The organism is Streptomyces sp. L2 (assembly GCF_004124325.1).
GTDB lineage: Bacteria > Actinomycetota > Actinomycetes > Streptomycetales > Streptomycetaceae > Streptomyces.
Genome location: NZ_QBDT01000001.1, coordinates 4,017,268 through 4,031,829, shown reverse-complemented (window position 1 = coordinate 4,031,829; position 14,562 = coordinate 4,017,268). Strand labels below are relative to the sequence as shown.

Genomic DNA, 14,562 nt, shown 5'->3' with positions numbered 1-14,562 from the left:
TCTCAGTTGCAATTTTCCTCGGAGCCGGGAGGCGTCCAGAGCGCGTCACCGACCTGCTGGGCGACCTTGCGGAGCATGACTCCCGTCACATGCATGTACCGCGCCCGCATCCGGGCCGCTCCCCCGGGCTCCCAACCCATGATCGAGTCGATCACGACGTCCGGGACACCCAGGATCAGGAGGACCGTCGCAGCGGTGTGGCGGGCGTCGTGCAGACGGCCGTCCCGGACACCGGCGTCCCGAAGCAGGCGCTTCCAGACGTGGAAGTCGGTGTTCGGACTCAGTGGCCCGCCTGTCGGCGAGGCGAAGACGTACCCCTTGCCCTCCCAGTCGGCGCCGGCCGCGATCCGCTCCCGCTCCTGGGCTTCCCAGTGCTGACGCAGGATCTTGATCAGAGGATCGGGCAGGCCGATGGTGCGCCGTCCGGCCCGGGACTTGGTGGACTTGTGCTCACGCCGGGTCTGCTCCCGCTTGGGACAGTAGCCCGCCTTCCGCCCGCACGGGTCGGCACCGCAGCCGTGCGCGTACTTGGGACGCAGCCGGTTCTTGCGGATGCGGACGTATCCCGCGTCGAGGTCGACGTCCTCCCAATGCAGCCCGAGCGCTTCCCCTTGGCGCAGACCGAGAGCAAGGGCGACGACCCACCGCGCACTGTTCCGGAGCTTGGCAGCCTCGACCAGCAGGCTCTGAACCTCTTCGATCGTGTACGGCTCGATGTCCTCCTCTTCGAGCCGGGGTGCCTTGGCGATCTCCGCCGCATTGGTGGGGACGTGTCCGCGCCGAACCGCCTCACCGAGGGCGACCCGGATCGTCCGGTGGACGTGGTGGGCGGTGCCGGCGGAGCTCCCGGACTCCTGCATCTTCCGGTAGAAGCGCTCCAGGTGCTCGGGCTCCAGGCGGTCGAGCTTGTGGGCACCGAGGCCGGGCACCAGGTGTACGCGCACGTCGACCTCGTACCCGTCGTACGTGTTCTCGGAGACGTACGGCTTGGCGATGTTCTCGACCCAGTGCTCCAGCCAAGCCTTGACAGTCCAGCTCTGCCCGACCTTCCTGAGCTTCTTCTCATCCCGCGCCCGCTCCATCTCGCGGACGGCTCTGGTCACCTCAGCCTTGGTCTTGCGCTCGATGTGACGGCGGTCGGGCTTGCCGTCGTCGCGAACGCCGACCGTCACCCGGCCGTGCCACTTGCCGTCGTTGCCGAGGTAGATCGAGGAGGCCCCGTTGGGCTGGCGCGTGCGCTTCTGCTCTGCCACGTCGTCTCCCCTTACGCGACGGCGGCCGAGCGCCGCAGCTTCGCCACGTACGCACAGAGGGCGTCGACCGGAACCCGCCGCAGCCGTCCCACGGTCACGGACTCGATCTCGCCGGACATGACGAGCCGGAAGCACGTCGTACGACCGATCCGGAGCCGTCGCGCGGCCTCTTCGACGGTCAGCAGCACCAAGGCGGGATCGGTGAAGTTCTCGTCGAGGACCGCCGGGCGAACCGCTGTCAGCGTGGTCATCAGGTCAGGTCTCCCATCGAGTCGAGGACAGGAACGGCGGAAGGGGCGGAAGGCCGGACGGTGTCGGGTGACGGGGCACCGTGGGCGATGAAGCGTTCCGCGTCCGTCCAGCCCGTTCCGGCGAAGCGCCAGTGCGAGAGGACGAGGACGGTGTCCGGGTCGGGCAGGGGGTGGCCTGCTTCGGCCGCGCGTTCGCGGGCGAGGGCTTCGTTGTGGTCGGCGCGTTCCTGGCTGAGGGCGCCGAGGGTGACGGAGTAGGCGCGGGACTTGGTGGAGAAGTGGCCGCGGAAGCCGAGCATGTGGGCCCACTTCCGCAGGCGCAGTTCCTCGAGTTCGGGGAGCGCGCCGAGGTGCCAGCAGGTGAGGATCAGTTGCCGGGCGTGGTCAGTGACGCCGGAGCCGATCAGGTCGGTGATTGGGTTGCGGACGGGGCGGTCGAGGGTGCCAGCGGTTTCGGCGCCCTTGGTGGCGTACTTGGCGATGTAGGCGGCTACAGCCCGGCTGGAGAGTTCTGAGGTGCCCGCGAAGTCGGCGGAGCGGATGGGGCGGATGTCGAGCTGTTCGCCGAAGCGGAAGGCGTACGGGCGGCCGTCGAGGACGGGGCCGGGGGTCTCGGCGAGGCGTGCCGCCGAGCGGATCGCGTCGATGAGGAGTTCTGTCGTGCCCCAGGCCGGTGGTGCGTCCTCGGCGCCGTCCGGGCCGTCGAGGCGGATCACGGCGTGGAAGTGGACAGCGCCGCGCCGCTGGTACTCGGCGACCTTGGCGTACGAGACCTTGAGGCAGCCACGCAGCGCGGATCGGCTGATGCCCGCCCGGGAGGCGAGCTGCTGGCGCAGGTAAGTGGTGAACCGGGCCCAGAGGGCGCCGGCGTGCGCGTTCCACAGGACAGCCGCGCGGTAGTCGTAGCGGTCCGGGTGGAGCGGCGTGCCGAAGGCGGGGTCGTCGTCCGGGTGGGAGTTCCCGCAGCGGCACCGCCCGCCGGAGGGCCGGTTGTGGACGGGGCCGAAGGAGGGGGCGGTGAAGGTGGCGAAGACGCGCGGGTGCCCGGCGACGGCGGGGCCGATGCCCTTGCCGCCGCTCAGTCCGGCCGTGACCAGGTGGAAGGTGTCTTTGCGGTAGACCTCGGCGCAGGCGGCGCACCGGGTGGCCCGGCGGTTGTTGCAGCGGATGAGGAGCTGTCCGGCCGGAAGATCGGAGTCGACGACCTCCCGGACGATCTCACCCGTTGCTGCGTGGACGTCGAGGCGGTGGCCTTCCATCCGTACCGGTTGCGCGCAGCCGCCCAGGCGCTGGATCTGCCGGGCGTAGTCGCTGAGGTCGCTGTACCGGGCGAGGGCCGTCAGGTGGCGGATGGCTCCAAGGGGAGCCGGGGCGTGCATGTGCGGATTCCTCCTTACAGGTGCGGAAGTTCGGGCCGTCCGGCCCACCCGTCAAGGGGGCTAGACAGTGCGGGCAGGCCGGGCGGCGGGGAGGCGAGGAGTCAGCGGCGGGTGAGAAGGGAGCGGACGACGACGGCGCACACACTCACGGAGGTAGCGGTGACAGCGACGGCCAGGAGCATGGAGACCAGGACGGCGCCGACGGCCAGGACCACGGCGGTGCCGCCGCCGACGAGGGCGAGCGCGGTGCCGGGGGTGAGCTGGACGGCCGGACGAGACGGAGCCGGAGCCGCAGGAGCCGGCGGAGTCGGAGCGAAGGGGGTGACAGTGGTCGGCTGGACGACGGCGGGCGGTGTGACCAGACCAGTCGGCTGGGGCATGGTCGGGATCTTCGGCCGGAACATGGGCGGGTCTCCTTCCTGGGTTACTTGATGAGGGGGTTGATGACGGGAGCGAGCAGGCTGTCGGCGAGGAGGTAGCCGCCGAGGAGCAGTACGGCGATGAGCCACCAGGGCGGGCGGATGAGCTTGACTCCCAGGACCCCGATGCAGAGCAGGGCGAGCCAGAGCGGGACGTTCATTGCGGTGGTCTCCTGTCAGGCGGAGCAGCGGTGGGTACGGGCGGCCAGTTCGGCAGCGGCACGGGAGTCGTACTCGGCGGAGAAGTCGCAACGGGGTGCGGTGCAGGCGGCCAGGTGGCGGTGCTTGCCGCGGTCGAGGTAGGAGGCGACGTTCACGGGGCCGATGCGGCGGAGGTTGCGGAAGCGGCGGTGCATGGCGGTGCACCTCTCAGAGGTGAGCGGCGACGGATGCGGTCATGGACGGAGGCAGGCCGAGCCGGGCGCGTACGGCGTCGGGGTCGGCGGGGCTGCCGGTGGTCGAGCGGTGTTCGTCGGCCAGGGCCCGGACGCGGTCGACGAGGGCGGGCGGCAGGGCGACGGCGGGGACGGGCGCCGGGGCGGTGACCGGGTCGGCGGCGATCTCGGGGGCGGTTTCGGGGTCGGGGGACGGTGCCGGGAGCGCGTCCCCGTCGGGTGCGTCGACGGCGACCGGGTCCGGCTTCGTGCCCGCTTCCGTGTCCGAGGCCGGGGGCGCCGGTGCTTCCTGACTGTGCGGGGTGTGGGCCAGGAGCGTGCCGCCGAAGAAGGCGACGGCGGGCCAGCCCGCGACCACGACGCGGAGTGAGGCGGGAACGTTGTCGAGGTCGAGAAGCCCGGCGGTGGCGACGTTGGCGCCAAGCGACGCGGCCAGGGCCACCAGGAACCACAGTCGCGGACCCCCGGACGCCTGCTCCGCTCGCTGCAACTGGCGCATCCGGCGCCATGCGGCGACCAGCAGCAGGTCGACGCTGACGGGGTAGGCCCACGCCTTCCAGCCGCCCTGTCCGGCCGCCGAGGCGAGGTCGTGCAGGTGGGAGAAGGACAGGGCACCCGCGATGACGGCCTGGACGATCACGGCGTCCACGCGGACCAGGTGGGCACGCATCAGCCAGGGCTCCCTTTCGTGCGATCAGTGGGCGGACTTGAGCGCGTCGGCACGCTCGCGGGCGAGGCGGGCCACCTCGGCGGCGTCGGCGTCGCCGGATGTGTGGGCGGCAATGCGCTGCAGCAGCTCCGCCTTCCGCTCCATGAGCGCGGCGTACTCAGCGGGGCCGGCGCCGGTCTCGCGGAACGTCTGCAGATCGGCGAGGAACGCGTTGACCTCGGAAATGGTGGGGCGTGACATGGGCTTTCCTTCCGGTTTCAGGCATGGGAGGGGTAGGGACGTGGCGCGAGGCGGTCACGCCGGCCGTGGAGAGAAGGCGCGCCGTTACTCGGTCACCGGGCGAGCGGTGGGCACGGCAGCGACGGAAGAGGACGGCCCGGCCGATTCGACGGCGACGGCGGACCGGAAGACGTCGAGTCGGGGCAGTTCCGGCACCAGCGCGGCGGTGTCGCGGCAGACGGCCGCCGCGTCGTCGAGCGTGAGGTGAGGCGAGCGGACGCGGGACCAGCCGCCGGAGGAGTCGCCGACGATGGCGACGCCGGGCCGTTCGGCGGGGATCGAGGTGGCCGCCAGCGCGGCTTCGGGGGAGATGTCGGCGAGCGCCATGTTCGCCGACGACTCGTCGTTGACGCGGTGGCAGATGCGGCCGGTCAGCTGAGCACGCAGCATGGTGGCGCCCTTGCCGAGTTCGGAGCCGAAGCGCTGTCCGCACACCTCCAGGTAGATGCCGGCGGCGCGGCCGAGCTGGGCGAGCCGGATGAGCTTGGTGACCATGGCGTCCCGCCGTTTCTCGTCGTCCTTGCTCGCGGCGAGGAAGAGTTCCGCGACCTCGTCGACGACGACCACGACCGGCACCGGCCGCACCGCTTCCGGCAGCCCCCACACGTCCGAGGTAAGAACGGCGTCCGAACCGGCCCCACTGCGGAGACCGATGAGGCGGAACCTGGCCTCCATCTCCTCCAGCAGCGCGTCGAGGAGTTCGTTCGCCCGGTCCGGATTGTCGGCGAGTGCGGACAGACGGGGCGCGAACGGTGCCAGTTCGACACCCCATTTGCAATCGATGCCGACGAGGACGACCGGCTGACGGGCCAGACCGCAGAGCAGGTTGCGCAGGTAGACGGACTTGCCGGACTGCGTGGCGCCGAGGATCAGTTCGTGCGGCACGGTGCGGAAGTCCCTCACGTGCCACTCGCCGTCCTCCCGCAGCGCCAGCGGCAGGCAGAGCGGACCGGCCGCGAGCCGTCGCCGGGCCGGTCGTACCTCGGCGAGCACGTCCCAGCCGACCAGCCGCAGTTCGAGCCGCCCCGGCTTCGTGGAACGGACGTACACGGCGTGAGCGCCCCAGGCATGCCGCAGCCGGTCGGCCGATGCGGCGAAGTCCTCGGGAGCCTGTCCGGCCGCCATGCGCAGCCGCATCACGAGACCGGACCCTGTCGGCCGCGGAAACGAGCGGCGAGGCGGTACGGGAGCCGCCTGCCGCCCGAACATCCGGGCAGTGGCCCGGCGGACGGCCGAGGCCGGGACCGTCAGGCCACAGGCGTCCATCGTCGCCCGGTACGAGACGAGCACCCGCAGCGCGACGACCGGATACCCGACCAGCCACCAGAAGACCACCGGCATGCGGCGGCGTACCACCAGCAGCGCGACCAGGACCAGCAGGGCGGGCAGCAGTACCCGTACGGTGTCGGCCATGGTGATCAACCCTGCGCCGCAGCCGGGGCGTTGACCATGACAGCGTCGGCCCGGTAGGCGATGCCGTGCCGGGTACGCCCACCGAACTCGCTCTCCCAGGGCCGGGCCACCAGGCCGGACAGGATGACCGGCGCGCCCATGACCAGGCCCTCACCAATGCCCTGTTCGGGCACGGTCACCCTGATCATGTCCGAGCCGCCGTCCGCGATGAACACCAGCTCCAGCACCATGAGCCGCTGGTTGGTCACCGGGTCCACGGCGACCTCACCGGTCTGCCGGTCCCTCACCTTGACCTCGGGCAGCTTGGTGACGAGGAGCGTCGCGGCCGAGGTGTCCACGGGGATCACACGCATTTTCTGAACCTCACTGGATTGTCGGCACCGTCGTTGCTCGGCACCATCCGAACTGGATACCCCCCTAGACAGTGCAGGGAGGGACCCGCCCCAACTGTCTAGGGGGGTCGACGACAAAAGTAACCGACGGCCCGTCAACTGTCTAGGGGGGTATACGAGAACGCCTATAGGCGACCCATCGAGCGCGCTACGGCAGCAGCCAGTGAAGGACGGTCGCGTCGTCGCGCGCTTTACCGCGCGGCCAGCGCCGGCTGTCGGGGTCGCCGTCCTCCGCTTCGCGCACACGGCGGATCAGCTCATCCGGCCCGGAGGAGCCGAGGACCGCCAACGCCTCTTGCCAGTCGGTGAGTTCGAAGCGGTCGACGAGTCGCGTCGCGCCGTCGCTCAGCAGCGTCACGGACGCCAGCGATTCCAGTGGCACCGTTCCTGTCAGGGAGTGTTCGGCCGCTCGTGGGTCGGGGCCGGCGATCCAGAATCCGCCCGGCCGGTTGCGGAGCCCGGTCAGGGCATCCCGGTAGTCGGCGAGCGCTGCAGCGTGTTCGGGCGAGCCGGTGGGCAGCGCGTCGACCGGCCCGCGAAGCCGCTTGCCGACCTCGTCCAGGCGCCGGTCGGTGACGACGGACGCACCGCCGTCCCTATGGGCCAGGACGAGCGAGGAGTCACCGAGGACGAGGTATTCCAGAGCTCCCGCGCCAACCCGCGCGGCGACGACCGTACTGCTCGGACTGGCCCGGTACACCAGGTCGCAACTGTCCTCGTGCAGGGACCGGACGAGGCCGATCGAGTCGGCCAGGCAATCGGCGAGCGGCCGCTCGGGGTGCGCGGTGATGCTGCGCAGCAGCAGGCCACCCAGGGTCGAGGAGAACCAGGCGACACCATGTGTGCACCCGGTCTCGGCCCCGCCGACGCCGGCGCCGTCGAGGAGAACGGCCGCGCCGGGAGAGACAGCGGTGAAGTCTTCGTTCTCCCGGCCGGGGTCAGCGGGCAGCGTGGCGAGGGCGAACCTCACGCCGACGTCTCTTCATCGTGCCGGTACAGGGGGCAGAGCAGTTCGACGGCCTGCGGTTCGCTGGTCTCCGGGTCGTACTCGACGCCCACCAGCGTGGAGAACCGATGGTCGCCCACCTGTCCCCACAGCGCGTTGAGGTCGTTGGCGAGGAGCTGCACCACGCCGAGGGAACCTTGCGTGTGGATACCGGCGATGGCCAGCAGCGAACCCTTGCCGTCTGGGCGCGACAGCCTGCCGAGGTATCCGACGTCGTACGGCCGGACCGGATCGCTGTCCTGCCCCGACCGGTAGACGATGCCGGTCCTCCGGTCCGCAACCGTCCAGGGCCCGTCCCCCGCGCGCTCCCAGTGCAGCACCGGATCCTGCGCGTAGGTGTCCCACATCTCCTGAGACATGCGCGGACCGCAGACGACGACCAGGCCGTCCCGGTTGAGGTCTATCTCACCGGTGACCGGCACGTGTTCCGAGGTGACGTCGAGTCCGTACGACCGCGCCAGGTCCTCCAGCCGCTTGCCGGAACTGACGTCGTCCACGGCGACGACTGTCCGCCCGCGTTCGTCGTCGCGCCGCAGCGGCGTGGCGACGGTGACCGCGCCCCGGCCGAGGAAGGCCCCTTCCGGCGCCGGGCCGGTGTGCCGGATCTGGTGAATACGTCCGCGGCTGAGGCCGGCCTTTGCGGCGATCTGCGCGTACGACAGCCCTTGCGCGTGCAGGTCCTGCACCACGCGACGGCGGAGGCGAGCCAGTTCGGTCACCTCCTGCTGCGCTTCGGCCAACCGGGTCGTGACCTTACGCAGGAGCAGGTACGGATCATCGATTGCCATGATCCGTTGGAGCTCGTCCGACATGACCTCACCTCCTAGCAGTAACCAGGAGTCTAGGGCCCTAGACGAAATGGGCGGCAGACGCCGACCCGTACGAACGCCGATCACATAGAACCGGGACCGCCGCCGGGGCACACCCCGAGGGCTCACCCGTCACCACCGGCAGAGCAGCCGCGGGCCATCGTCCAGCGCAGCACGGTTACACACCCTCCCGCTCCAGGTCGGCCCACACCGAACGGCCGTCGGGCCAGTTCTTCACCCCCCAGTCCTTCGCGCAGCCCGCAATCAGCACCAGTCCGCGCCCGCCCTCTGCCTGACTGGTCACGTCGCACAGGTGCGGCACGCGTTCGCCACCCTGGTCGACCACCTCGATCCGTACGAGGTCATCGCCGAGGCCGACGACGACGAGGAACCAGCCGTCGGCCGCGCCGCTCAGCGAGTGCCGTACGGCGTTTGTCGCGAGCTCGCTCACGACCAGGACGGCGTCGTCGACGGGGCCCCGTTCGGCAAGGAGGGAGGCAACGAAGTGACGGGCATGAGCCACCTCCTCGGCGAGGCCGGGGAAGGCGCGGCACCACTTGGAGAGCATGGGAGAACACCTCGGTTCGTCTAGGGGGCTAGACAGCACAGCGGCAGGGTATTCCCATGGACAACCCATCAGCTAGGCATCTTGAGGAATTATTCCTCTAAGGGGTGACGGTGTCTCCCAGGTCGCGGAACTCCTTCATCACCCGCAACAGCAGCTCCCGTGCCTCACCGCCGAAGACCGCTGCCTGTTCGAAGCGACCGAACGTCTCCTCATACGCGGCCACCTCGGCGGAGTCGACCGACACCCGCTCACGGTCGAACGTCTCGACCACGACCGCCCGCCGGTCGCACAACGTGAACCCATGGCGAGGCAGTCCCGGAACCGGCCGGCGCCAGGGAATGACACCGAGCTGTACTGTGCTCAGGCTCTCGACAGCAAGCAGCCGGTCGAACTGAGCGAGCATCAGCGCCGGGGTCCCCGGCCACGTCCGCAACACCGCTTCCGTCAGCACGAACACCGACTCCCGCCCCGACTCGTACAACACGCTCTGCCGCTCCACCCGGGCAGCGACAGCCCGACCGACCGCCTCAGGCGTCGAGTTCGGCGCACTCCCGAACACGTGCCGGGCGTACTCCGCACTCTGGAGCATGGCCGGCAGAACAACGCACTGGAACGACCGCACCAGCCGAGCGGAGCGAACCTCTTCGTCGACGGCTGTACCGGCGACTGGAGTTGTGCTGCCTGCCGGTTGATCGGAGTCTGCCGCAGCCGCCACGGCGGCCAGGAGGTCACGCACCTCTTCAGCGGTCGACTCGTCGAGACCGAGGGCACGCGAGAGCCGGTCAAGCACGTCAAGGCTCGGAACCATGCGCCCGGTCTCCACCTTGGACACGGTCGGCTGCCCCACCCCGGCACGCTGCGCCAGCACTGCACCCGTCAGGCCAGCCTCAGCACGCAGACCACGAAGACGCGCACCAAGCGCCCTCATCCGCTCCCGCCGCTCACTCCCCATGCCCAGGGTTCTACACCACGAGGCAGCAGACGCCGCCGGGTGCGCAGCCACGTTGATCAACAACTGCCCCGGGCATGATTCAAATTTTCTCTACTGGTTCAAGGCGGCTCGCTCCGCTCCCCGCGCGCGGCCCGGCCCCCGGCCGGGCCTGCGCTCCTGTCTCCGCCCCGCTCCAGCCCGGCCGGCGCCCGTGCCGCGCTCAAAGCATGCAGCCACCGGATGCCAGAGAAGGGGTACGTCGTGGCGGGGGCGGTCGGCTACGCGGCTTTACGGAGCCACTTTGGCGCGAGCCTCGAAGATCATGGCCCCAACGTCGTGCTTTACCGGGCAGGTCCACAGACTGCCCGACGCGCCGGAAGCTTACGGGGCCATGATCACTCGCGCCAAAGCAGCGCCACCCCAAAGCCGCTCCGCCGACCGCGGTACTTTTGCTCGCCTCATGCCGACAGCGTCACTGTGATGACGCATCGTCAATCAGGCCGTGCGGGGGTCTCCCCTCAGGCCCGCCAAATCGCACAACGATATCCTCTTGGACTGGTACAGGCGGAACGTTGTCCACCAAAATGATTTGAGCGCCGCGGCCAGTTGAATTTAGCCATGCTTGAATATGTGCATAGACCCGACGCACAATCGCCTCCCCAGTAACTGCCGAGACGCCATCTTCATCCTCGTCTGAGCTCTCGGCGGCTCCACCATCTTCACTCTGGGGCTTCCCTGCAGCTTCGGCATCTGACACCGAGCCTGAGTCAGGAGCAAGATTCTTTTGTGGACTATCGATCAGCAAGAAACCCGGATGGCGCCTACCCTCTTCAAAAGCCAGCTCAAAGATTGCCAGTTCCCAAGCCAAAGCAATCAACGTCATAGCACCCGAAGAACCCACCCTGTCATAGCGAATACCGCGTACAGAAGGGATCAGATTCCTATCTATCACGGCATCGTTCAGTTTTGGATACCCAAAGCTGGCCAGAATGGCAGAGAAGCGCCCGGAGAGGTTTGCGATCAGGGTATCTTTTCCACGCTGACTTGACTCCGCCGCCGCCATTCTCTGACGAGCTTCCGAAAGTCTAGCGGCCAATGACTGAACGGACCGGTCCTTCTCCTCAACAGACTCAAGCATTCGTCGTTGCTGCTTGATCTGTTCACGCGTGCGCTCTGCATCAGCGACGGCACCCGTGGCAGCGTCCCGCTCTGCGATGAGCGGCGTAATTGCTTCACGTGTGAGCTCGTCCAAGCGGACCCGGAGACGGGCCGCCTCAGCATCAAGATTCTCAGTCTCTTTGCGCGCTTCTATAACTTCACGCTCAACAGACTCCACGTAACCGTTAAGCTCAGTCAATCTCCTCTTCATACTGTTGAGCTCTTTACTTACGTCTAGATTTTCGTCTGCACTTTCCGCTTCTTCTGATGAATTCGAAATAGCGTAGTGCACAAGGTGGGGGACTTCAGAACGGCATAGCGTACAGTGTCCGTCTACAACGGAAACGTTGGAAACGTCCGAGGAACAGGCAGGGCAACTAATAACACTAAGAGGATCAAACAACCTCTTAGCCTCCATGAGCATGGTCAGCTTTTTCAAATCATCAGAATACTGTGCACGCAATGGCCCCAGTCGTCGTAGCAGCGTTTCACGCTCACGTACACGACTCGCGCTCTCCCTAGCCGCTTGCAGCTTCTCCAGATACTCTTGCCGGACGCCGTCGGCGAAAGTCGTCCTTTCTCGCGCCACAGTATTAACGGACTCCAAATTAGCGAGAGCCTGTCGGTGGCGGCCATCTGCCTCATCCATGGCCAGTTGCAGGGTAATCGGATTATCCGGAATCCCCTGCTCGCGAATGAACCTCCAAATGGCATTCAAACCCTGCCGCTCAGCGGCAAGCTCCTTTTGCAACTCTGAGATTTGCGTGGCGAGAGCTGCTCCATGCTCGTCGAAAACATCGAATACTAGATCGACTACCTGCCGAAGCTTGATTGCCTTATGTGGCGTGTTCTCGAGCGCAAGATTCTTGTTATCAAGTCTTGTGTTACTCAGATACCACAGAGGCGCTACGTCTCGAATACTTAGCGCATGTGTAGGTGAGTCGTGCTTAGTGGGTGCTACGCGTAGGCGCATACCATCAAGCCCACAGAGCTGCAATAGGAACTTGGACAGACTCTCCTCTGCCGACGAGTCCGCTGAGACCAATGTAGGTGCTACCGGTTCAATTTCATCCAGATTGCCCGAGAAAACGAGGACGTCTCGCGTAGATCCTTCAACGCCTCGCTGAATGACAAACTGTCGCCGCGCGTATCCAAGTCGAGACGCGTCCGGGGAAGTAACCGTTGAGGAGCTATCCTCCTCGGGGAGGCGTTCAACTGGAATTTCGGCTTCGATGCCAAGTTGCACTGCCTTGACAGCGTCAATTACCTCTGGGTGTTGCGGATGGTGTCTCGCACCAAGGCAGTATTCGATGAACTCCAAGATCGTTGTCTTGCCTGTGCTGATTTCACCGGCAATGATACTCAGCGGCCGAAATCCGCCATCCGAACTCGTGAAATCGACACGATAATCTTTCCGATACCCGAGAAGGCGAAGACCGTAGATTCGAATTTTAGGCCCTTGAACAGCCGTGACCACGAGCACCTCCATTACATGTCGTATAGATCGAGCATAGCGGGGTCGGCGTTAAGCCAAGCACTGCTGGCTTCTTGCAGTTTGCTATCAGGGACCTTGCGTAGCCTCCTTCCTACGACTTCGGCGCTCGTCCGGTATGCGTCCGCGTACATGCTCGTCAGTTGTTCAGAGATTTCCGATCCGCGAGAAGTCAGGACACACACCCTGTATCCTTTCTCCACCGAAATGCGAACCAACCCGTATGCTACTAGCAATGCAAGGTCGTGCTCGATGCGATTCTTTCGAGTGACGAATCGATGCCCCGGTGACGCATAGCTCATAGGCTTTACAGAGAATCCCGCAAGAACCAGGTGCTTATAGTCTGGCTCGTCAGGCTGAACCACCAGAAAAGGATTGGCCGCAAAAAAATCTAGCACACCTAGGCGCTCTATGCTGGGGTGGATTTCTTGCTTCCTCATTGTTTCCAGTAGAAGAACCAGCTGGGCGAGACGAAATTCCTCCTCATCCTCCGGCCGAAAATAGGACTCAAAAACGTTCTTCTCTCGGCTGGCATTGTGATCAGTCTGCGCCATTAATGGCCTCCGCTTCTGAGGAGACGACCGCGGCAGCGTTTTCCCGATCTTCCTGCTCTTCTACGTCACTTGAGGCTTCCTTGTGCTCTTCCGCTTCTTTGAAGTAGGCCGCAGCTACGTCGCGGTAATCGCGCACCCAGCCGGCTCGCCCATCGTCTACCCGCTGATGAATCATACCGAATGCATGAATTACATTCGCCCGGATCTCGGGAGGCAGGTTCGGGTGATGATCTCGAACGGCGTCCATGACACGCTCGTAGAGACCCACCAATCTCCTATCGACAGATGCCTGTGCTGCACTATTAAATCTTTGCGCCCACAGAGATGCCAACACGGCTTTAGCGTCCGCCAACGCTTTCATTTCTTCTGAAATTCCCTTGTCGGAAATCTCGCGACTCAGAATTTCTGCATTGAAAAACTCTTCTTTGGCTTCCTCGCATGCAAACATATCGGCTTCATGCATCTGCCGAACAAAAAGTGCACCCTCGTACTGCTCGTAGTCCTCAAGCGCTTCGGTGTTTCGTTGCACTCTAGGTACGGTAATGGTCGGATTAAAGTAGTATTCTCTAATTCGACGAGCATCCTCCGACTGAAGGATCCTACGCAGCCTCAACTCGTTCCAGAGCTCAATCGTGACACCGTCTCGTTTCTCCATGCGCCCCTTCCATCCCAGCCACCATTTTTCAGTTGGACCATCTAGATTGACAGGGATGCACAGAGTCCAGCTCGCCAAGACATACCCTTCACGCTTGGCGCATTCTACTGCTTGTTCATAAGCCTCGCGTACTTGCTTCTTTTGAGATTCCGCGAATCCGTCGATGAAGTATTTTGACTGCCAGATGCTCACTTCTCCATCGATCAGTGATCCGACATAGGCATCGATTCCCCAGTCGCCCGGATTCGCTTCAATAGTCGAACAGTTGGGGTACTTCACGTCAACGAGGTCCTGAATCATCTGCTCAAATAGCGCCCGACCCCCATCAACGTTTCCGGTTCTTATCTTGAAGAACTCGAAATTGATAACGCCGGTGCCGACGATCGGGACTTCCGTCATGCGGGTGCAATCTCCCCTCGTACGAGACGCTGAGGCCTCATGCGGCATCATCCCATCGGGTCGGTATGTCTGACCAGGTGTCGGCTGGGGCCTTTGGGTAGGCCGCAGCGCTTGAGCTCCCGACACGGAGTCTTGATGAGTAGGGAAACGAGCCAGGCTCTACGCGTCGGCCATACATTCGAATGCCGTCGATGACCGTCATCGACGTCGGACAGCACCAGTGGCAAACCACCGGACTACTGCTCCCACCTGGTCTACGGCCATGCGCACCTCATCTGCAGTTTCTTCCCTGGTCGCCTGCAGATTGCCGTGTTGGCTGGTCCGGCCAGTTCACGGAAGGAACGTCATCGCTAAGACCGTCGCTGCACCCTCGGTGCACAGGTCCTCGGCGATACCCACCGCGCCCCCTGACCAGCCGTAACAACCTCGCCCACTCGCGCCAAGCCGCCCAAGCTGTACAGCAGAGAAGTAGAGCAACCTCAACGACCGCAGCTGACCTACAGCAGCCGACTACGGCCGATTGACCAGCCCACCAGCCC

General features: G+C 65.6%; 17 protein-coding genes. All 17 read right to left on the bottom strand.

Features of this window, described 5'->3' with window-relative positions; translation table 11 throughout:
* Positions 1-2 precede the first annotated feature (2 nt).
* The 17 genes from DBP14_RS17850 to DBP14_RS17770 all read right to left on the bottom strand — a co-directional run bounded on the left by DBP14_RS17850 (position 3) and on the right by DBP14_RS17770 (position 14,023).
* On the bottom strand, positions 3-1,253 hold the full coding sequence (locus DBP14_RS17850) for a site-specific integrase (protein ID WP_129308188.1): 1,251 nt from the start codon (positions 1,251-1,253) through the stop codon (positions 3-5).
* 11 nt (positions 1,254-1,264) lie between these two features.
* Positions 1,265-1,504, bottom strand: a complete 240-nt coding sequence (locus DBP14_RS17845; RefSeq protein ID WP_129308187.1) for an excisionase family DNA-binding protein — start codon at positions 1,502-1,504, stop codon at positions 1,265-1,267.
* A complete protein-coding gene (locus DBP14_RS17840) occupies positions 1,504-2,883 on the bottom strand; it encodes a replication initiator (RefSeq protein ID WP_129308186.1) in 1,380 nt (459 codons plus the stop codon). Before DBP14_RS17840 ends, DBP14_RS17845 begins: the two co-directional genes overlap by 1 nt.
* A gap of 101 nt (positions 2,884-2,984) precedes the next feature.
* Positions 2,985-3,287 carry a SpdD-like protein gene (locus DBP14_RS17835; RefSeq protein ID WP_129308185.1) on the bottom strand — a complete coding sequence of 101 codons (303 nt, stop codon included), beginning with the start codon at positions 3,285-3,287 and terminating at the stop codon, positions 2,985-2,987.
* A 20-nt stretch (positions 3,288-3,307) separates the two neighbouring features.
* A complete protein-coding gene (locus DBP14_RS17830; RefSeq protein WP_129308184.1) occupies positions 3,308-3,463 on the bottom strand; it encodes a hypothetical protein in 156 nt (51 codons plus the stop codon).
* 15 nt (positions 3,464-3,478) lie between these two features.
* Positions 3,479-3,658 (bottom strand): mobile element transfer protein, encoded by a 180-nt coding sequence (locus tag DBP14_RS17825; RefSeq protein ID WP_129308183.1) that lies wholly within the window; start codon positions 3,656-3,658, stop codon positions 3,479-3,481.
* 13 nt (positions 3,659-3,671) lie between these two features.
* Positions 3,672-4,367 carry a DUF2637 domain-containing protein gene (locus DBP14_RS17820; protein WP_129308182.1) on the bottom strand — a complete coding sequence of 232 codons (696 nt, stop codon included), beginning with the start codon at positions 4,365-4,367 and terminating at the stop codon, positions 3,672-3,674.
* 24 nt (positions 4,368-4,391) lie between these two features.
* The gene (locus DBP14_RS17815) at positions 4,392-4,607 is read right to left on the bottom strand and encodes a hypothetical protein (RefSeq protein WP_129308181.1); all 216 of its coding nucleotides are present in this window, start codon (positions 4,605-4,607) and stop codon (positions 4,392-4,394) included.
* An 84-nt stretch (positions 4,608-4,691) separates the two neighbouring features.
* On the bottom strand, positions 4,692-6,059 hold the full coding sequence (locus DBP14_RS17810) for an FtsK/SpoIIIE domain-containing protein (RefSeq protein ID WP_129308180.1): 1,368 nt from the start codon (positions 6,057-6,059) through the stop codon (positions 4,692-4,694).
* 5 nt (positions 6,060-6,064) lie between these two features.
* Positions 6,065-6,412 (bottom strand): hypothetical protein, encoded by a 348-nt coding sequence (locus tag DBP14_RS17805; RefSeq protein ID WP_129308179.1) that lies wholly within the window; start codon positions 6,410-6,412, stop codon positions 6,065-6,067.
* A 187-nt stretch (positions 6,413-6,599) separates the two neighbouring features.
* Entirely contained in the window at positions 6,600-7,421 is an 822-nt protein-coding gene (locus DBP14_RS17800) for a protein phosphatase 2C domain-containing protein (RefSeq protein WP_129308178.1), read from the bottom strand.
* A complete protein-coding gene (locus DBP14_RS17795) occupies positions 7,418-8,269 on the bottom strand; it encodes a sigma-70 family RNA polymerase sigma factor (RefSeq protein ID WP_129308177.1) in 852 nt (283 codons plus the stop codon). Before DBP14_RS17795 ends, DBP14_RS17800 begins: the two co-directional genes overlap by 4 nt.
* Before the next feature lie 175 nt (positions 8,270-8,444).
* Positions 8,445-8,834: an ATP-binding protein gene (locus tag DBP14_RS17790; protein ID WP_129308176.1), complete on the bottom strand. Its 390-nt coding sequence runs from the start codon at positions 8,832-8,834 to the stop codon at positions 8,445-8,447.
* 97 nt (positions 8,835-8,931) lie between these two features.
* Positions 8,932-9,786: a helix-turn-helix transcriptional regulator gene (locus DBP14_RS17785; RefSeq protein WP_129308175.1), complete on the bottom strand. Its 855-nt coding sequence runs from the start codon at positions 9,784-9,786 to the stop codon at positions 8,932-8,934.
* Positions 9,787-10,237: 451 nt separating this feature from the next.
* Complete coding sequence (locus DBP14_RS17780) at positions 10,238-12,412, bottom strand: hypothetical protein (protein WP_129308174.1); 2,175 nt, start codon at positions 12,410-12,412, stop codon at positions 10,238-10,240.
* Positions 12,412-12,969 carry an ABC-three component system middle component 2 gene (locus DBP14_RS17775; RefSeq protein ID WP_129308173.1) on the bottom strand — a complete coding sequence of 186 codons (558 nt, stop codon included), beginning with the start codon at positions 12,967-12,969 and terminating at the stop codon, positions 12,412-12,414. Before DBP14_RS17775 ends, DBP14_RS17780 begins: the two co-directional genes overlap by 1 nt.
* On the bottom strand, positions 12,956-14,023 hold the full coding sequence (locus DBP14_RS17770) for a serine/threonine protein kinase (protein ID WP_129308172.1): 1,068 nt from the start codon (positions 14,021-14,023) through the stop codon (positions 12,956-12,958). Before DBP14_RS17770 ends, DBP14_RS17775 begins: the two co-directional genes overlap by 14 nt.
* Between the last annotated feature and the right edge of the window lie 539 nt (positions 14,024-14,562).